Origin of the sequence: Allorhizobium paknamense (assembly GCF_030815125.1) — a bacterium.
Lineage (GTDB): Bacteria > Pseudomonadota > Alphaproteobacteria > Rhizobiales > Rhizobiaceae > Allorhizobium > Allorhizobium paknamense.
The window spans coordinates 659,056-677,130 of sequence record NZ_JAUSWH010000001.1 but is presented as its reverse complement, the minus strand read 5'-3'; the positions used below and the strand labels follow the sequence as shown (position 1 = coordinate 677,130).

17 protein-coding genes are annotated in these 18,075 nt (G+C 61.7%); 5 read left to right on the top strand and 12 right to left on the bottom strand.

Features of this window, described 5'->3' with window-relative positions:
• Positions 1 to 183: 183 nt before the first annotated feature.
• Positions 184 to 1,197, bottom strand: a complete 1,014-nt coding sequence (locus tag QO005_RS03185; RefSeq protein ID WP_307156493.1) for a peptidoglycan-binding protein — start codon at positions 1,195 to 1,197, stop codon at positions 184 to 186.
• A complete protein-coding gene (locus tag QO005_RS03180; RefSeq protein WP_307156492.1) occupies positions 1,169 to 2,722 on the bottom strand; it encodes a sensor histidine kinase in 1,554 nt (517 codons plus the stop codon). The genes QO005_RS03185 and QO005_RS03180 overlap by 29 nt, the downstream gene beginning before the upstream one ends.
• A gap of 460 nt (positions 2,723 to 3,182) precedes the next feature.
• Between QO005_RS03180 and QO005_RS03175 the strand changes: the two genes are divergently transcribed.
• The 3 genes from QO005_RS03175 to QO005_RS03165 all read left to right on the top strand — a co-directional run bounded on the left by QO005_RS03175 (position 3,183) and on the right by QO005_RS03165 (position 5,392).
• Positions 3,183 to 3,680 carry a DUF5330 domain-containing protein gene (locus tag QO005_RS03175; RefSeq protein WP_307156491.1) on the top strand — a complete coding sequence of 166 codons (498 nt, stop codon included), beginning with the start codon at positions 3,183 to 3,185 and terminating at the stop codon, positions 3,678 to 3,680.
• Between the two features lie 127 nt (positions 3,681 to 3,807).
• Positions 3,808 to 4,236: a SufE family protein gene (locus QO005_RS03170; protein ID WP_307156490.1), complete on the top strand. Its 429-nt coding sequence runs from the start codon at positions 3,808 to 3,810 to the stop codon at positions 4,234 to 4,236.
• Positions 4,237 to 4,306: 70 nt separating this feature from the next.
• Positions 4,307 to 5,392, top strand: a complete 1,086-nt coding sequence (locus QO005_RS03165) for a hypothetical protein (RefSeq protein ID WP_307156489.1) — start codon at positions 4,307 to 4,309, stop codon at positions 5,390 to 5,392.
• An 87-nt stretch (positions 5,393 to 5,479) separates the two neighbouring features.
• On the opposite strand, the gene QO005_RS03160 is transcribed toward QO005_RS03165, so the two are convergent.
• A complete protein-coding gene (locus QO005_RS03160; RefSeq protein ID WP_307156488.1) occupies positions 5,480 to 6,184 on the bottom strand; it encodes a TetR/AcrR family transcriptional regulator in 705 nt (234 codons plus the stop codon).
• A 194-nt stretch (positions 6,185 to 6,378) separates the two neighbouring features.
• On the opposite strand from QO005_RS03160, the gene QO005_RS03155 reads away from it, so the two are divergent.
• A complete protein-coding gene (locus QO005_RS03155; RefSeq protein WP_307156487.1) occupies positions 6,379 to 8,091 on the top strand; it encodes a CocE/NonD family hydrolase in 1,713 nt (570 codons plus the stop codon).
• Between the two features lie 33 nt (positions 8,092 to 8,124).
• Here the strand turns inward: QO005_RS03155 and QO005_RS03150 are convergent, their stop codons facing one another.
• Together QO005_RS03150 and QO005_RS03145 are read right to left on the bottom strand one after the other, a co-directional pair.
• Entirely contained in the window at positions 8,125 to 10,068 is a 1,944-nt protein-coding gene (locus tag QO005_RS03150; RefSeq protein ID WP_307156486.1) for a MacB family efflux pump subunit, read from the bottom strand.
• Positions 10,069 to 10,072: 4 nt separating this feature from the next.
• Positions 10,073 to 11,290 (bottom strand): efflux RND transporter periplasmic adaptor subunit, encoded by a 1,218-nt coding sequence (locus QO005_RS03145; RefSeq protein ID WP_307156485.1) that lies wholly within the window; start codon positions 11,288 to 11,290, stop codon positions 10,073 to 10,075.
• A gap of 566 nt (positions 11,291 to 11,856) precedes the next feature.
• Here QO005_RS03145 and QO005_RS03140 point away from each other — a divergent pair.
• Positions 11,857 to 12,558 (top strand): hypothetical protein, encoded by a 702-nt coding sequence (locus QO005_RS03140; protein WP_307156484.1) that lies wholly within the window; start codon positions 11,857 to 11,859, stop codon positions 12,556 to 12,558.
• 66 nt (positions 12,559 to 12,624) lie between these two features.
• Here the strand turns inward: QO005_RS03140 and QO005_RS03135 are convergent, their stop codons facing one another.
• From QO005_RS03135 to QO005_RS03105, 7 genes are all read right to left on the bottom strand, one after another.
• Complete coding sequence (locus tag QO005_RS03135; protein ID WP_307156483.1) at positions 12,625 to 13,443, bottom strand: DUF6456 domain-containing protein; 819 nt, start codon at positions 13,441 to 13,443, stop codon at positions 12,625 to 12,627.
• On the bottom strand, positions 13,436 to 13,801 hold the full coding sequence (locus tag QO005_RS03130; protein WP_307156482.1) for a helix-turn-helix domain-containing protein: 366 nt from the start codon (positions 13,799 to 13,801) through the stop codon (positions 13,436 to 13,438). The genes QO005_RS03135 and QO005_RS03130 overlap by 8 nt, the downstream gene beginning before the upstream one ends.
• A 284-nt stretch (positions 13,802 to 14,085) precedes the next feature.
• Positions 14,086 to 14,631 (bottom strand): DUF1254 domain-containing protein, encoded by a 546-nt coding sequence (locus QO005_RS03125; protein ID WP_307156481.1) that lies wholly within the window; start codon positions 14,629 to 14,631, stop codon positions 14,086 to 14,088.
• Positions 14,624 to 15,214: a DUF1214 domain-containing protein gene (locus QO005_RS03120; RefSeq protein ID WP_307156480.1), complete on the bottom strand. Its 591-nt coding sequence runs from the start codon at positions 15,212 to 15,214 to the stop codon at positions 14,624 to 14,626. The genes QO005_RS03125 and QO005_RS03120 overlap by 8 nt, the downstream gene beginning before the upstream one ends.
• A 460-nt stretch (positions 15,215 to 15,674) precedes the next feature.
• Positions 15,675 to 15,881: a heavy-metal-associated domain-containing protein gene (locus QO005_RS03115; protein WP_307156479.1), complete on the bottom strand. Its 207-nt coding sequence runs from the start codon at positions 15,879 to 15,881 to the stop codon at positions 15,675 to 15,677.
• A gap of 62 nt (positions 15,882 to 15,943) precedes the next feature.
• Entirely contained in the window at positions 15,944 to 16,390 is a 447-nt protein-coding gene (gene cueR / locus QO005_RS03110) for a Cu(I)-responsive transcriptional regulator (protein WP_307156478.1), read from the bottom strand.
• Between the two features lie 606 nt (positions 16,391 to 16,996).
• Positions 16,997 to 18,058, bottom strand: coding sequence for a hypothetical protein (locus QO005_RS03105; RefSeq protein WP_307156477.1), 1,062 nt, complete (start codon positions 18,056 to 18,058; stop codon positions 16,997 to 16,999).
• Between the last annotated feature and the right edge of the window lie 17 nt (positions 18,059 to 18,075).

Genomic DNA, 18,075 nt, shown 5'->3' with positions numbered 1-18,075 from the left:
GGATGGATCGACATTCAGGCTTGAGTGAGGGGAAAAAGGTGATTTTCGTGAATCGGAACGGCGTGTACTAAACGTATATGAGCCTAGCTAGGCGCAGGAAATCGCTGTTTGCAGCCAACGCAGGGTGTTTATTTTTACGCATTTCCGGGCGGAAAACCGGATTCCACTTTTCCTGCAAATGCTCTACAGCGCGCCGATGGCCTTCAGCTTTGCCAGCACCGCCGGGTTCGGCTCTCCGGTTTCCGGCAGGCGGTAATGCCGCTCGAAATGGCGAATGGCGGCCTTGGTCTGTTCGCCCGCCACACCATCCACCGTGACATTCGTATAGGCAATATTGGCCAGCCCGCGCTGGATATCCATGATCATGCTGACCTGGGTTGCCCCGCCGACCGTGCCGGGCGGCAGCGGTGCCGATGCGGGGGCGCTGATGCGTTGGGGCGTGGCGGCGGCATTTTTTACTTCGGCGGCAGCGGGCCGGGCGGAAATCTTCGTCGGCGCAGGGGCGGTGACGATGGTCTTTTCGGCGCTGCGAATGGCAGCCGCCACCGGATCGATCGCCTTGTCTTCGGCGACCACCGCCACCGGCCTGTCCTTCGGTGTCACCGGCGAGAGGGTATCGAGCGAGAGAGCGGCCAGAAGATCGTCGCTGGGCAGGCCCGTTACGGGCAGGCCGATGCGTGCCTCATAGCCGCGAATCGCCGCTTCCGTGGCGGCATTGCTGCTGCCATCCACGGGGCCGCGATAGAGCTGAAGCCGCGCCAGTTCCTTTTGCACCGAAAGCCGAAGCGCTGCCTGCTCCTCCTGCGGGGCGGCATTCTGGGAACTGGTATTCTGAAGGGTGGTTTGGGCCACCGCCTGCTGTGCGGTGCCGATCTTTTCGCCGGTATCGCGCTGGATGCGGAAGGTCGTCACGTCCTGCGGGTCCGGCTTCAGCACGCCGCTGCGGTTGAGGCCGAGAAGGGCGGTGAAATTATGCGGATCGCGGGTGCGCAGAAAGGGCGAGGGGTGCTGGCCCGGCTGATACCAGAAGGCGTTGGCCGCCACGAAACCGAAGACCACGCAGAAAGCAAAAACGCCACCCGTTTTCAGCGGATAGCGCGCAATGAGCCGAAAGGACGCGGAAGCGGCCATCGAAAGAAAGCCCGGCTCCTTGCGGGCCGGCTTTCGCTCAGGCGATTTTCGCTTTCGCGTCGTCATTCAATCCTTCCCGTTCGGCCCGTTCCGTCTCCTCGGGCTGCATCTCCTGCAGGTTTGCCTGCAAGCGTGGCGGAAATTCGATCCGGCGATGGTCTTCCAGGCTTTCCACACGTTTTGCGCCCGATCCGTCCAGCGGCAGCGTGATCGTCACCACCGTGCCTTCGCCCGGACGGCTGGTGATGGAAAACTGCCCGCCATGCAGCGCCACCAGACCCTTGACCAGCGAAAGCCCAAGCCCGACCCCGTCATGCCGTCGGGCATGGCCGCCATCCAGCTGGGTGAAGGGCTGGCCGAGATGCACGATCCGGTCCGCCGCAATGCCGATGCCGGTATCGCTGACCGACAGCACCACATCCTTGGAGGATCGTGCCGCATCGATGGTCACAACGCCACCCGTCTCGGTGAATTTGATGGCGTTTCCAACAAGATTGATGAGAATCTGCCGCAGGGCGCGGGGATCGGCCTGAAGTTCGCCAAGGTCGCGGGCCACGCGGCTGGTGAGCAGGACGCCTTTTTCGCGCGCCTGCAAGGCCAGCATCTTTTCGCAATCCTGCACGGTCTCGCGCACGGGGAAGGGCTCGACGATCAGTTCGTAACGGCCAGCCTCGATGCGGCACATGTCCAGCATGGTATTGACCACCGACAGCAGATGCCCGCCCGACTGGCGGATCAGCCGGATATATTCACGGTGCCGCTCATCCTCGATCCGCCCGAACAGATCGCTGGCGAGAATATCGGAAAAGCCGAGAATGGCATTGAGCGGCGTGCGCAATTCATGGCTGACCGCCGCCAGAAAGCGCGATTTTGCCTCATGCGCATCCTGCACTTCTATTTCCAGTGCCGCCAGCGTTTCGGCCATGCCGCGTTCGCGGCTGCGGTCCAGCATCTGCGCGAAAATGCCGGTAAGCGCGCCGGTCGCGTCGCGCTCAGCCGTCATGTCCAGATCGATGGGCAGCAGCTTGCCTTCGTTGTCGTCGGCCTGTGGACGGCCAAGGCGCAGGCTCACCCGTCGCTCGCTCTCGCCCTGGCGCAGCGCATCGATGGCGCGGATGAAGGCAATTCGGTCGGTGACATGCACCTGATCGATAAAGGGGCGTTCCAGCGGTTCGCGCAGGAAAGACTGGTAGAAAGAGGCGTCGCGCCCGCCCATGCTGACAATGCGGGCCTGCGGATCGAGCCTCAGCACCAGGCCGGGCATCCAGGCGTGATCGGCAGGCACATCGGGCGCGGCCACCGACTCGCGTCCGGAAAGGCGCGCCAGCCAGGCGCCGAAGAACAGGATGAGAAGGGAGACGCTGCCCACCAGCGCCACGCCGAGCGGCAGGGCAAGGGCGGCACCGGTTGCGGTGCTGAGTGCAACCGGAAGAAGAATTAGCGCCGGGATCAGCCAGCCGAGCAGCCGCTTGACCACGCGCTTTTCCTGCGACGAAGGTGCTTCGCCGGAGCCGACGAGCGCCAGCACCGGTTGGGACGCATCGTCCAGAAGAGCATCTGCCCGATCAGCGATTTTACTCAATACCTTCACGCCAAACTTCCGCGAAGCGGTCCTCTTTGCTTGACCAACCATAGGAGGCCCCGCCTTAAGGAAAGGATAAAGCAATTGGCGGAAAAGCCCCCAAAAACGGTCGCGACGCCCCGATTTGAGACAGGCGGGCCGAGCTTTCGAAAATATGGTTAACGGGGCGTAAGCGCCGGATTTTTCGTGGTTTTCCGATATACGTTAACCTTTGTGGCGGTCCGCGAGGGCAAAAACCCCGGCGCTGCGGGCGCGCTGCCGCATTTATCCTTAACCGCAACCGCTAAAATTCGATTATAATCGCTGGGAACGGGGCAGATCGTTAGAATTTGAGATAATTTTGCCGAAAATGCCTGCTGTATTTTAAAAGCCGTATTTGCGGGCGATCCCTATCCTGGTGCGAAAGGCCGGGTGGACCGGCAGGCGCGTCAGGGGCATTCCTGTTGCAAAGTGAAACGAGTAGGCGACCATGTGGTTTCTGATCAAGGGCACGTTCTGGTTTACCGTGGTTCTCGTTCTGCTCTCCTATTTCGGTGGGGCGGGCGACGGCAAATCCGCATCCGCGCCCGCTTTTGAGCTTGGAAATGCCGTGGCCGCCATCACCGGCGCCTATGATTATGCGCGCGGCCTGTGCGATGAAAAGCCGGATGTCTGCGTCAAGGGTGCCGAAACCATACAGGCCATTGGCGTTCGGGCCCGGGAAGGGGCGCTGGTCGCTTATCAAATGCTTAACCGACATTTCGGCGATGGCGAGACCGCCGTGCCCGCCAATACCGGCTCCGGCCCGGCCGGGGAGCCTGCCATCGCGTCCTCTGTATCCGGTAACGTGCGTCACGGCCTGCGCGAAGACGCCGCCGCCCCGCATGGGGTGATGCGTGAAGCCGCAGAGGACGAGGTCCTCACCGGCACTGTCTCCGGTCCCATGGTGATTTCCATTCCAAAGCCCAAGCCGAAGCCCGCCGGTTAAGCCGAAAACCGCGTTGCAGTTTTCAGGATGCGTAGGCTTATCTGCCGCGCATCTTGTCCGAAAACCGCTTCACACTTTTCCTGGAAATGCTCTATATCCCCCTCATCAGCAGAGGAAGAGTGCGCGCATGACGTCCATCGAGCAGATTATCGACGATTTCGCCTTTCTGGACGATTGGGAGGACCGCTATCGCTATGTCATCGAACTGGGCAAGGCGCTGCCGGATCTGCCGGATGACAAGAAGACGGCGGAGAACAAGGTGCGCGGCTGCGCCAGTCAGGTCTGGCTGGTGACTCATGCGGGCGAAGGCGCCGATCCCGTCCTGACCTTCGAGGGCGATTCCGATGCCCATATCGTGCGCGGTCTGGTGGCCATCGTGCTTTCGGCCTATTCCGGCAAAAAGGCCTCCGAGGTTGCTGATTTCGACGCGCTGGCCCTGTTCGGCAAGCTCGGCCTGATGGAGCATCTTTCCTCCCAGCGCGCCAACGGCCTGCGCTCCATGGTGGACCGGATCAGGGCCGAGGCGAAAGCGCGGTCCCTGGGTGGTCAGGGGTAAGCCCTCCCATTTTCCGGGTAAGCGCGACATTCCTTTTCATGTGACGGCCATTTTACAAAAAGGACATGCCATGGCGCTCGCCTCCAATCTTTCATCCCGAACAGGATATGGCCGTGGTAAGGGGCTTGCTGGACTCGTGATGGCGGCGCTGATCCTGCTGATCGGCTATCGCATCTCCCTTCCGGGTCTGGACGGGAGCCTGCTCTCTGGCCTGTCCGACGATTCCTCCGCAGCACTTGCGCGGGTGTCGGTGCTGGCGCTCGGACCGATGCCGATCATCAATGCCCTTGGGCATTTTGAGATTTTGATCCTTATTCTGTGCAGTTTTGCCGCCGGGCGGCGCTGGGTTTCGGCGAGCCGGTTGTTCGCCGTCCTTCCTGTTATCCTTGCCTTGCTGGTTGCCGGCTTTCAGGCCTACGGCGTTGCCCGCGCCCTTGAGCATTTCGGCTCGACCTTCGGCGATCTCTTCGTGCCGGTCACCATCCTCTGCCTCGTCGGCGCCACGGCCCTGTTGATGGCCTTCATCCACAGCCAGGCGCGGCGGCAGATCGATGGGCTCTGGTTGCTGCTGGCTGCAAGCTTCCTGCTGTCCTTGCCCCATCAGATGACCGGCTATCTGGAACTGCTGGTGAGCGGCGCGTTCACGCTTCAAACCTTCGGCGTCGCGCTGGCTCCCGTGGTGCTGGCCGTGGCGCTGACGGCATTTACGGTTCGCGCCCTGACGGCAGGCATTTCCGCCGAAGGCGTCCGGACGCGCTTGCACCTGCTGATCTGGCCGCTGCTGCTGACCCAACTCGTGCTGAGCTATGTCTGGCCGTTCCTGATTGCCGCGCCGCCGGAGATGGCCAGAATCTTGCTGCCCGATTCCCGCTTTGGTGCGAGCCTGATGCTCGCCGGTGCCAACGTGCCGCTGGTGGCGCTCTTCACGCTGGCCTATGCTCGTGATCTTGCCCATCGGCGGGAAGAGAGCGGCGGATCCAAGCCGTCCTCCGCCGTCCTCCTGCTGGTCATTGTCCTGCAAATCCTTGTGCTTTCCGGTCTCAAAACGCTGCTGCCGCTGGCCAACCTTCCCGTCGACCTGGACTGGCTGGGGCTGTTCATCACCACCGCCGTGCTGATGTGCGTCAGCGGGCTTGCGACAGCAGGCAAGCAGTAACCGGCACGCTTTTCTCTACCGCACAAAGGACGCTGTAACCCTTTAAATCTGCTTGATAATTCCTGAAAACGAGTCCGATTCCAGGAACTAGGCATTCGCGAGCGCCTGCTCGAAGTCCTGCGGCAAGACGCCGGTGATGGAGCGGATCATGGTGCGCAACAGCTCTGCCAGCGTCTGTTCGCGCCTGTCTTGCGCCTCAAGGAAGGAGGCGATCAGCCCCTGACCGGCCACGACGTGGGAAATGGCGATGGAATGGGTGAAGAACAGCAGTGACGCATCCTGTGGCGGGATCAGGCCAAGTGCGATCCCCTCCTGCAAAAGCGGCAGGGTCACGTCATGAAAGGGGTCCACCAGCGCCACCTTGACCTGCGCCTGCCGTTCCCCCGCCTGCACCATTTCCTGCAGGATGAACAGGCCATACTCCGGCAGAGCGGCATTGAAGCGGATGAATGCGGCGTAGAACCGGCAAAGCCTGTCGCCATAGGGCAGGCCGGATGCGGCAATTGCCGTGAGTTCCTCGATGGAAGGGGCGGCGCGTTCGCGCAGCCGCTCCAGGCAGGCTTCCCAAAGGGCTGCCTTGGAGCCGTAATGATAATTGGCCAGCGCGATATTGACCCCGGCCTGCCTGGCCAGATCGCGGATATTCACCCCCTCATAGCCGCGCCGGGCAAAGCCATCCAGCGCCTTGCATAAAATGGTCTCACGCCCCGTTTCCGCGCCAAGACGCGGTCTGCCCGCCCGGCTTTGCGCCTTGCGCTTTGCTTTGCTGCCGTCCGGTTCTGGGTCCTGCATGCTCTCGCCGCTGCTGAAGTGCTGTCTCTGCCCACCCTTTTCCCCCGCAAGCCGCGATGGCGTCAATCTTGGCGCTGAAAAATAAATTAAACAACTGTTGTATTTTTTCCTGTCCGTCGTAACCTTGGCCGTGGTTGCTGTCGCGCTGTCTTGCGCCGCAGCCGTGTGAGGAGCGTTTGTGAAGGAGGAAACGCATGAGTGTGACGAAGCTATTGGATGGTGTGGAGGTTCTGTTCCGGCAGGCCGCGCCCATTGAGGGGTCGGCCTATCCCGGCCTGAACGAACGCAGCTATGTGCTGAAGAAAGGCAGCGTTCACCTGGAGGGCGGCATGCCGCTGCAGTCGGATGTGCTGGTGGAGCAGGATGTGCCGGTGACCTTGCGGGATGGGGTGACCATCCGTGTGGATCTCTACCGTCCGGTCGAGGAGGGGCACTATCCGGCTATTATCGGCTGGAGCCCCTATGGCAAGCGCGGTGGCTTTCTCACCAGCGATGTCTTTGGCCATCCCACCCGCATGGATGTGCCTCTGGCCTGGGAGGACGGCCTCAACAAGTTCGAGGCGGCAACGCCCGCCTATTGGGTGGCGCATGGTTATGTGATCGTCGCGCCGGACAGCCGTGGCGTTTTCAGTTCGGAAGGCGATATTCACGCCTGGGGCCGGCAGGAGCCGGAGGATGAATATGACCTGATCGAATGGGCAGGCGTGCAGCCCTGGTCGAATGGCAAGATCGGGCTCACCGGCAATTCCATGCTGGCCATGTCGCAATGGTTCGTCGCGCCAAAGCGTCCGCCGCATCTGGCTGCCATCGCTCCCTGGGAGGGGGCATCGGACATCTACCGCGATACCGCCTGCCGGGGCGGCATTCCGGAATTCCTGTTTTCCGAAGGGATTTTCAGCCGCCTCTATGGCAAGGGGCTTCTGGAGGATATTCCGGCCATGTCCAGAACCCACAGGCTGCTGGATGCTTATTGGCAAAGCAAGGTTGCGCCGGTCGAAGCCATTGATCTTCCGGCCTATGTCGTGGCCTCCTGGACCAATCTGCTGCACACCGGCGGGACGTTTCGCGGCTGGTCTGCCATGGCCTCGAAAGACAAATGGCTGCGCGTGCACAATACCCATGAGTGGACGGATTACTTCAACCCCGTCCATGTCGAGGATCTGCGCCGCTTCTTCGACCGCTATCTGAAGGGGATCGACAATGGCTGGGAGGCCACGCCCCGCGTTCGCCTGACTGTTCTCGATCCGGGCAATCGCGATGTGGTGAACCGGGCGGAAACGGCGTTTCCGCTGGAGCGGCAGCAGGTCAAGGCGCTGCATCTCGGCCTGAAGGATGGCAAGCCGGTGCTTTCTCCGGAGCCGCAAGCCGAAGCGGCCAGCCTTTCCTATGATGTCACGGACAGGCAAGGGGTAGCCTTTGCCATCACCTTCGATGAGCTGACGGAACTGACCGGCTATTTCAACCTAAAGCTCTGGGTGGAGGCCGAGGGCCATGACGATATGGACCTCTTCGCCTTTGTGCGCAAACGCGACCGCGATGGCAAGGTGCAGGAATGCCCGGTGGTAACCGACCGGACCCATGTGGGTCCCAATGGCCGTTTGCGGGTGTCGCTGCGGGCCACCGATCCCGCCCGCTCCAGCGAATTGCAGCCTTTCATGCCCTTTGACCGGGAAGCCAAGTTGACGCCGGGTGAAATCGTGCCGGTGGAGATCGGCTTCTGGCCCTATGGCATTCGCTGGCAGCCGGGCGAAACGCTGGAACTGGTGATCACCGGCATCGATCTGCTGGTGCGTCCGGAATTCCCGCAGATTCCGCCGATCCCCACCCTCAACAAGGGCCGCCACATCATCCATTTCGGCGGTGACTATGGATCGAAACTGCTCGTGCCGTTCATTCCCGGTGCGTGAGGGGAACAGGGCGCGGCTCTTGCCGCGCCCTGTTCAATCCTTGCTCAAGGCCGCGACCGGGTCCAGCCGCGAGGCGTTGCGGGCGGGCATGAAGCCGAAGACGAGGCCGATGAGGCAGGAGCAGGTGAAGGCCGCCACCATGGAGGTGGTGGAATAGATCAGCTGGAAGTTCGACTGCGCCAGCGAGAAGGCAAAGCCGAAGCTGAGCGCCAGCCCGATGCCGAGCGAACCGCCGATCAGGCAGACCAGCACGGCCTCGATGAGGAATTGCTGCAAGATATCCTGCCGCCTTGCCCCCACCGCCATGCGCACGCCGATCTCGCCCACCCGTTCGGAGACCGAGACCAGCATGATGTTCATGACGCCAATGCCGCCCACCACCAGCGAGATGACGGCGATGGCGGCCACCAGCAGCGTCAGCGTCTGGGTGGTGGCGATGATGGTCTGGCGGATGTCATCGGTGTTGAGGATGAAGAAATCCTTCTCCCCGTGGCGCTTGGTGAGGAAGTCGGTGACGGCGGCCTCGGCCACATTGCTGTCCACGCTATCCGACAGGCGCACCGTAATGGAGCGCAGCGACATGCTGCCGAGAAAGCGGGATTGCACGCTGGTATAGGGCAGATAGGCCGAAAGGTTGGAACTGGCGCCGAAGCCGCCCTGCTGGGTGGAAATCACGCCGGTAATGCGCACCGGCACATCGGTGAGAAACACCGTCTTGCCCAGTGCATCCTGCGGATTGGCGCCAAACAGCGTGGTGGCGGTGTTCTGGTCGATCACCGCATCCTGGCTGAGGGTATCGACGCTCTTGCGGTCGAAGAGCCGTCCGGCCACCAGTTTCGAGCCTTTGGCGGTGAAATATTGTTCGCCGACGCCGTTCACCAGTACATTGGCGACGGTCGCGCCGTAGCGCACCGTGCCGGAGGTGGAAACGGTGGGTGTGACGGCGGCGACATAGGACAGCCGCGCCATGGCATCGGCATCGGCCACCTTCAGCGTCGTGATCTTGGCAGAGCGCACATCGCCGAAGCTCTTCCCGGGGAAGATTTCCAGCGTATTGGTGCCGAGGCTGTTGATGTTGGAGAGCACCTTCTGCTGCGTGCCCTGGCCGAGTGCCACCACGCACACCACCGAGGCAATGCCGATGACGATGCCGAGCATGGTGAGGAAGGTACGCAGCCGGTGCGAGGCCAGCGATTTCAACGCCATGGTAAAGGCTTCACCCAGCCGGTCCGCCCAGGGAAACCGGTGCCGCCTGGCCTCGGGCTCCGGGGCTGCGGGGCGCGGTTCGTTCCGGCGGTCGTTGCGCCGGTCGGCGACGATTTCGCCATCGGCGATCTCGATGATACGGCCTGCGCGGGCCGCGACATTGGGATCGTGGGTGACGATGATGATGGTGCGGCCTTCGGCATTCAGCTCATCGAGAATGCGCAGCACTTCTTCGCCGCTGCTCTTGTCCAGCGCCCCGGTCGGCTCGTCCGCCAGAATGACCTCGCCGCCATTGATCAGCGCGCGGGCAATGGAGACACGCTGCTGCTGGCCGCCGGAGAGTTGGCCGGGGCGGTTGCGCAGCCGCTCGCCCATGCCGAGCCTCTGCAGCAGGCCGCGCGCCCGTTCCCGCCGCTCCGCAGGAGAAATGCCGGCATAAATCGCCGGGATTTCGACATTGCCGACCGCCGACAGGTCCGACAGCAGGTGATAGCGCTGGAAAATGAAGCCGAAATGCTCTCGCCGCAATGCGGAGCGGGCATCGGAATCGAGCTGGTCGGTGCGCTGGCCGCTGATGCCATAGGTGCCGCTGGTAGGACGATCCAGCAGGCCGAGAATGTTCATCAGCGTCGACTTGCCGGAGCCGGACGGCCCGACGATCGAGACCATCTCACCCTTTTCGATGGTGAGGTTGACGTTTTTCAGCACCGCCACATCGCTCTCGCCGGAGCGGTAGACGCGCGTGACGTCCTTGAGTTCGATCAGCGCCATGGGGTTACATTCCCATCGGCGGCGGCGGGCCGCCGGTCGATTTGCTGGCGGTGCTCGCGGCGCTGGCTTCGCCGATCACCACCTTGTCGCCCTCCGCCAGGCCGGAGCGGATTTCGGCGCGCACGCCGTCATTCAGCCCCACCTCCACCTTGCGCTGGCTGACATTGCCCTCAGCATCGACGACGCGCAGGCTGGCAGCACCACCCTCCGTGCCGGTGAGGGCCGAGGCGGGAACGGTCAGTACATTTTTGGCGCTGCCGAGCACGATATGCACTTCCGCCGTCATATAGGTGCGGAAGCGGCCATCGGGATTATCCACCGTCAGGATGCCGTTATAATAAATGGCCGAGGAACTGGACGAAGAACTGGAGGAACTGGACGAGGAAGAGGAGGTGGAGGTGGTGACGCTGGAATCGCTGGTGATCGATTCCGGCGCGGGCTCGATGGATTGCAGCACGGTCTCATGCTTGGTGGCCGGATCGCCGACGATGGAGAAGTAGACCGGCTGGCCGGGCTTGACGCGCACCACATCGGCCTCGGAAATTTCCGAGCGCACGACCATCTTGTCCAACTGGCCGAGGATGATGATGGTGGGGGCGGACTGGGTGGCGTTGACCGTCTGGCCTTCCTGGTTGACCACGGCCAGCACGGTGCCGTCCATGGGCGCGGTGATGCGGGTATAGCCGAGATTGGCTTCCGCCGTTTCCACCGCCACCTGCGCCTCGACGATCTGCGCATCCAGCGCATCGATGGCGGCCTTGGCCTTGTCGCGGGTGGCCTGGGCGGTTTCAAGATCGGCCTGGGTGCCGGAATTGCTGGCGCGCAGGTTCTGCTGGCGGGTGAGGGAAAGCTCGGCGCTGACCAGCGTCGCTTCCGCTTCCACGCGCTGCGCCTTCACATCGGCCAGCGAGGCCTGGGAGGTGCGCAGGCTGTTGCGCTGGGTGACGCTGTCGATCTCCGCCACCAGCGCACCGGTCTTGATAGTATCGCCCACCTTGACATGGACGGCGGTGATGCGGCCCGAAACCTGGGCGCCGACGGCCACCAGCCGGTAAGGCTTGAAGGTGCCGGTGGCCAGCACCGTCTGCTCCACATCGCCGCGGGTCACGGGGGCCGTGAGCAGATTGGCCGAGGCGCTGCCGGAACCGGGACGCCAGACATACCAGGCCGCCACCGCGGCAATGATGATCAGGAAAACTGCTGCAAGAACGCGCCGTGTCACTTCAAGTCCTCAAACTCTCTGGCCATTCCTGGGCTTCCGCAGACCGTTTTTCGTGCGTGCCGCACGCGTGCCCAGATTGCAGAGGCCCAAGGCTTTGCCACGGATAAGGGCTTTCAGGCCCGGAAAGTCAATGATTGCAACCATTAAATCTCGGAAAGGAAAGCGCCGGCATCCGGGCATTTGGAAAGCCTCGCGCAAGCAACTAGTTATATTTCATAAATATTCGGTGAAGGGCGCCATGAGGAGCGTCGGATTGTCGCCTCCGGAATTTTCACGGGCGTTGCCTCTCGTGGCAACACGGCAACAGTCATACCGAAGGTCATTGAAGATGACTTCGGTATTCCGTTTTCGAATATCTCAAGCCTCTAACGCAATTGAGATATTCGAACAATCTTCAAGGCGAGGATGCGTCAGCATCTTCGAGCCTTCGTATTACAGCGCCGTGCGTTTTATCAAACGCACAAAGGACGCTGTAACACTTTAAATCTGCTGCATAATTTTATCCTTAAATCGATTCCGATTTAAGGAATTATGCAGTAGACATGCCGCGCGAGCGGGGTTGCGGCATGGTCATTCTTGTCCTGGACAAGACCCGAAAACGGCATGGCCAACACGGAGAGCGGCCCATGAAGGTTAGTAGCAGCAGTTCGTCACTTTTTTCATATAGCAGCAGTTCGTCCTCGACGCAGAGCGACGAGGATGCCAGCGCGCAATTCCTCTCGCTGATGGGCGATGACAGTGGCAGCGGCAGTTCGGGGGATGCGTTGCTGGATTCGGTTTCGTGCGAGGACAGTACCGACGAGACCCAGGCGAGCAGCGACAGCTCCAGCAGTTCCGACTCCGACAGTTCGGACAGCACCGATCTGCTCAGTGAATTCGATGCCTGGCTGCAGCAATTGATGGCGGCGGCCTCTTCGAACGGCACCACGGCGAGCAGCGACGACACGACCAGTGAAGACGAAACCGGCACCGGCACGGTGGAGGCCAGCGCCAGCACCGGTCCCGGTGCGCCGCCTCCTGGCCCGCCCCCCGGTCCGCCGCCGGCCGAGGAGAGCAGCGATACGACGGAAACCGAAACGGCGACCGAAGCGACCTCTACGGAGACCAGCACGACCGATACGACCACCGCATCGAGCGACAGCGACAGCGATACGTCCTCGGAGGATACCACCTCCAGCAGTTTGGAATTCGACTTCGCAAGCCTGCTTCAGGCGCGGTTTGCCAATGGCTTGCAAACCTCTGTAAACGAAGCGCTCGACCAGCTTTGATGAGACGTAAGCGCTTCAGGGCCGACCTGAAGCGCATCCCAAATCCTGTGGCGCACGCGAAACCGGTTACAGCGCCGTCGATGGCCGGTAATCCGGTGCGCCCCAGTGCAGGGGCAGGGTGGGACGGCCGGCTTGCGGCCGGTAGTGCCGGTCCAGCGCCAGAAGGGCAGTGCGCAGCATCAGCTTGGCGGATCGGGCAGGCCATTGCCGCTCCCGCTCTATGTTTTCCAGCCCCTTGTGGAAGCAGCAGACATCCAGCACCACGCCCGAGAGATCGGGGCCGAGCGCCATCAGCGCGTCCGAGACCCGCTTGCGGGCGGCAAGGGCGCTATCCTTGAGATCTGGCGCGTTGGCGCGCTGGCCTTTCACCTTCTGCGCAAGGCGCGGTTCCCAGGAGGCGGTGATGCGGGGCTGCATATGGCCGCGCTCGAAATCCTCCGCCAGTCTTTCGCCGGCTTCCACCGCTTCCGGCGGAAAATAGGCCTGACCGTGCTGGTCACGCAGCCGGGCAAGCGATGCCAGCGGCGAATGGTCGAGATTGCGGCGCGCCTTGCGCTTTTCGCCTTCGTCCAGCATCAGTTCATCGCGTCGTTCGCCGTGCTGTACGGCAAACGCCTCGTCGCGGGCGGCGCGGGCGCGTTTGAGAAAGGCCTCCGCCTCTGCCGTCGGCTTCAGGCTGTCGCCTTGCCGGGTGATAAGGCCGTTGCGGCAGGCTTCCGCCACCAGCGCCTGCGGGAAACGGCCGAGGAGCCGGTTCTCCTTCACGTCGATCAGGTCAGCCATGCCGTCTTCCTCCTTCAGTGCCAGCGGCTTGCGGCAAAGGCTAAGAAGACGCACGAGGGCCTTGGGCGCAGGGTTTGCGCAACTGCTCGCCGTCTCAGCCATTGTCCGCCTCCTTCGAGACGGCCAGAAGCACGCCCACCACCCGTTCCAGCCGCAGCAGCAACTGATCCATGGCCTTGTCTTCACGCCGGTCTTCTACGACGTGGCAGGCATAGCTGACCGTACTGCGATCGTAACCGAAGGCCCGAGCAATTTCATACTGGGGGATTCCCAGCACCACGTGGCATAAATACATGGACATCTGTCTTATATGGCATCGCTGCCGCCGCCGGTTGCGCGGGGGTGAAACCTCTTCCTCGATCATGCCCAGCATCTCCTCCGTGAGCCTGGACACCGAATGGCACAGAAGCCGCAGCAGGCGCTCCGGTCTTTTGCCCTTGTCTTCCTGAACTGGCTGCATTCCAATATCTCCCTTTGTAGGATTATATTCATATGCGCCGGAAAGGAAAGCGGGGAAAATAAACAGCGGCGGGAAAAGCCGCCCGATGGGGCAGCGGGAAGGGAGCCTGTGGACAATGTCTGGGATGTCAGGCGTTATCCGGTTGAATCTCCGAGAAAAACTGCGGGATTTGGTAGATCTCGCCTGGCTCTCGCGCTGTGGATTTCACGGGCGGGAAGAGGGTGTGTGAGGATTATTTTCCATTTTGAGGGGGTGTTTCCCCTGAAAACACGGGGGTGCTGGTATCAGGTCTTGAGAGCGGAGCAGGTGGCGCGGCTCAGAAAATCCTGCGCATCGGCCAGGGCGCTCGGCTGGGGCGCGAGGGCGCGCAGGACCGCATAGCCTTCGGCCTGCGGCATTTCCACCAAGACGGTCCGGGCGACGAGGTCGGGCTCGGCGTTGCGCAGCGCCGAAAGCTGGGCGGCGGTGCCGGCGATGATGTCAAGCCGGCCTTCGACGGCGGTGGCGTCGGTCATGCTGTAGACTTCGTTGGCAGCCTTGTCGAACAGGCCGATGGACCAGAAGGGCACGCTGCCCTGAGCGGTGAGGCGGATGGGGGCCTGGGTAACGTCGAAAGCGCAGACCGCCTGCCGGAGATAGGGGTCGGTCTGGGCGAGGCCGGTGCCATCCGGCTTTTTCGCCAGACTGTAGAAGCGGGGGGAAGGCCCCTCGCGCGTCACCCGCGTATAGGCATCCTTGCCGGTGAAGCGGGGCAGCGCCAGGATGATGACGATGTGCAGCACCAGCGCGCCGATCAGGCCGACCAGCAGGGCATATATCAGCTTACGCATGGCCGCACCCGATCTTTTCGATCTTCGGCATGGCGACATCCACCAGACCGGAATTGCCCGCCGCAGGCGTATCGAGCAGGGTGACGGTGATGAGGAAAGGGCCGTTGCCCGGCGGCAGCGCCAGCCAGTTGCCGGGTGCGGCCTGACTGCCGATCTCGACAGTCAGGCCGCCATCCTGTTGCTTCAGGGTGATGACCGAGTTCAGTGCGCCGGGAAGGGTGTCAGGCACGGCGAGCGGCGTGCCGTCCAGCCCGGCGGCATAGAGCGTCCAGGCGCGGGCAGGGGGCAGGCTGCCGTCAAGCCGGTAGCGGCAGAGGCCCGACAGCCGCTCGCCGCTGTCATCACTGCTGGCAATGAAGGTGAGCCCCTCGGCGGAGCCCATCAGCAGACGGCCCGCCTTGGCACGGTGGGCGCGTGCGTAAGGGTCGGCGCTGCTGGTCTGGGCCTCCGGAAAGGCGCGCCAGCTGCCAATCTTGATTTCACCAAAGCCCACCGTCGCATCGAGCGCCAGAAGCGCCGACTGAATGCCGAGGCCAAAAGCCACGGCGAGCGCCACGGCGACAAGAAAGGGAACCCGAAACACCCGTTGATTCGACCTTGTTGACTGCTTTCCAAAGCGGTACCGCATAATTCCTGAAACCGGAACCGATTTAGGGTGTTTCCAGGAAAGTGGAATCCGGTTTTCCGTCTGAAAACGGGGCAACACTCTCATACGAAGAGTCATTGAAAATGACTCATCGTATTCCCCTTTCGAATATCTCAAGCCCTTGATGCATTTGAGATATTCGAAATCCTTTCAAGGCGAGGATGCGTTAGCATCTTCGAGCCTTGGTATAACGCCAAAATTATGCAGCGCGCATAAAGCGCTACAGCCCAAAATCAGGGCAGGGAGATGGCGCGTGCGCCATGCTGCGGGGATAAACCCCGGAGACGCTGCAAAAGGCAGGGGACAAGGCGTCACAAGGACAAGGCAGTTCGCCAAAACAGTGACGGCCGGCGCCAGAAGCGACCGGCCGTCCGCCCCATCCCCCCGCCCCCAGGGTTCAGGTGCGTCTCAACACGGGTGTATAGCCCGCATCCTTGATGACCTCTTCGGCCTTGGCCGCATTTGCCTCGACCTTGACGCTATGCGCTTTCAGGTCAATCTCGACGGCGGCGCCGGGGAGGGTCTCTTCCAGCGCCTTTCTGACCGTGGCCTCGCAATGGCCGCAGGTCATGTCTTCTACGTAGAATTCGGCAATCTCGCTCATCGGGCGCTCCTTTCGACTTGTCTCCCCTTCATGCACCTTCCGGCAGGGGGAAGGTCAAGGGGTCAAGCGTCCTCAAGCTCCGAATTCATGGCATCGTCTCTAGCTTCGGCTTCAGCAGCGGCATCGCCCGAGAGCCGGTCGAGAATGGGGCAGTTCGGCCCGGTCTCGTCCTCGCAGTGGTCAACGAGGTTTTTCAGCGTGTCCACCATGCCGCGCATGGCTTCCATCTTTTCCTCGAGTTCACGCACATGGCTCATGGCCAGTTCGCGCACATCGCCACGCTTGCGGGCGGGCTCGCTCCACAGGGCCAGAAGGCGCTCCGTCTCTTCCAGGGAAAAGCCCAGCATGCGGGCACGCCGCACGAAACGCAGGCGGTGCACTTCATTGTCACTGTAAACGCGATAATTGCTGGCCGTGCGGCGCGCCGGCATGACCAGTCCGATTTCTTCGTAATAACGGATCATTTTGGCGGAAACGCCGGATGCGGCGGCGGCTTCTCCGATATTCATAATCAGCCTTCCTTCCGACTCAAGGAACAATATGAGAAAAACTAGTGAATGTTTTTCCCTCCCTATTACATCAGTCTTTATACCTCGCAATACAAGAATTGCTAACAACCAAAAAAAGTTGAGAACCATTCACAACCTGGTGAAATACACCCGAAAAAAACCCCGCAGATGTGGGGGTAAGGGTGCCTGTCCCGGCTTTGGTCAGGTGGTCCTGGGGTGGCGCATCAGAAGCGGACAATTGTGCCTTCTCAGAACATTCTTGGACAAAAACCCCTTTTTTCTGAGGGTGAAAATTGAAGAATGTCATCAGTCACGCTCTTCTATAGTGAGGATTGGAGTATTTCCGAATAAAGGCAACATCTTTGAAAGCCGCGCGCGGTGTTGCTGCTGCGGGGGCAGGTTCCGCCAGCAGATGTTGCGGCTCTTGCGGGTAAGAACTTGAAAATAATGACAGCGAAGGTTCGTCAGGATCGATCTGAGCCTCGGCCACGTCCCGTGAGGATGGCTTGACCGGACGTGCCCGTGGCTTTTGTAATGCATCAACGGCTTGAGATATTCGAAAGGGGAATACGAACTGCCATTTTCAATGATAGTTCGTAGGAGTGCTTATCCGACCAGCGGGGTCATGTCGCCGCTGGTGGTGTAGCGGTCGAAGATGGCCATGGCCTTTTCCCGGACCGCCTGCGGCACATCGGCGCCGCGGCCGGCAACGCCGCGGTTGATGCGCTTCCGGTCGCCGTCACGCTTGTCGACAAGGGCTGCGGCGATTTTTTCCGCATCGCCTTGATTGCCGCCGATGAAGGTGGCGATGCGGGCGGCGAGAGCCGCCTTGTCGCCGAGGAAGTCGGTCTCGTAGGAGACCCAGAGCGGTTTGACGAGGTTTATCTTCTCGCACATCTGCCAGCTGAGCAGGAATTGCGCGTACCAGACGGCCTGCGCCGAAACCAGCATGTCCAGCCGTTCTTCGAAGGGCATTTGCGCATAGTGTGCGGGCAGGCCGTCATCGAAGAAATTCGTAGGTATCGCGCGGTTTCCGGCATGCCATTGCAGATACATATCATCGAGGCTGACCAGCGTATCGAAGAAGTTGCGGATGGTGACGATGGGGCGGATATTGTAGAGCGCCATCTGGTGGGCGAGGTAGGGGGTGCAGCGGATGTGATGTTGTGCCACATAGCCGAGACCGTTCAGGCCGTGACGCAGCAGGGCCAGTTCGTCGGTTTCCTGCGAACGAAGATTTGCACCGAGCATGGAGCTGGAAAATGGGCTCAATGTGGGCGTGGCGAGGCTGGCGGGCAGCAGTTTCAGCGCGTCGATCAGCGCGGCAGTAATGAAGGTCGATGCCGATTTTGGTGCGCAAGCCACGAGAATATTGGGTTGAGAGGCCCGGCTTGCTGTCAGGCGCGCCCTGAACGTGAGTTCCGCCAGTTGTGCAAGGGTTATCTTGAGACGCTCGGCACTGTCGGCGTCCATGGTGGGCAGGAAGAAGGGATTGGCGTGGGAGAGGGCGGCTGCAAATTCCAGCGTGCGCCTGCCCTGCATGGCGGCCAGCGCCTCCATGCCTTTCGGATGCGCCAGATGCGGCTGCAGGACAGCGATGTCCTCCATGGCCTGCTGGAACTGTTGTTCTTCGCTTTGGGCGGTATCGCGTTTGACCTGGCCGTCCACCGGAGTCTCCCCTCTGG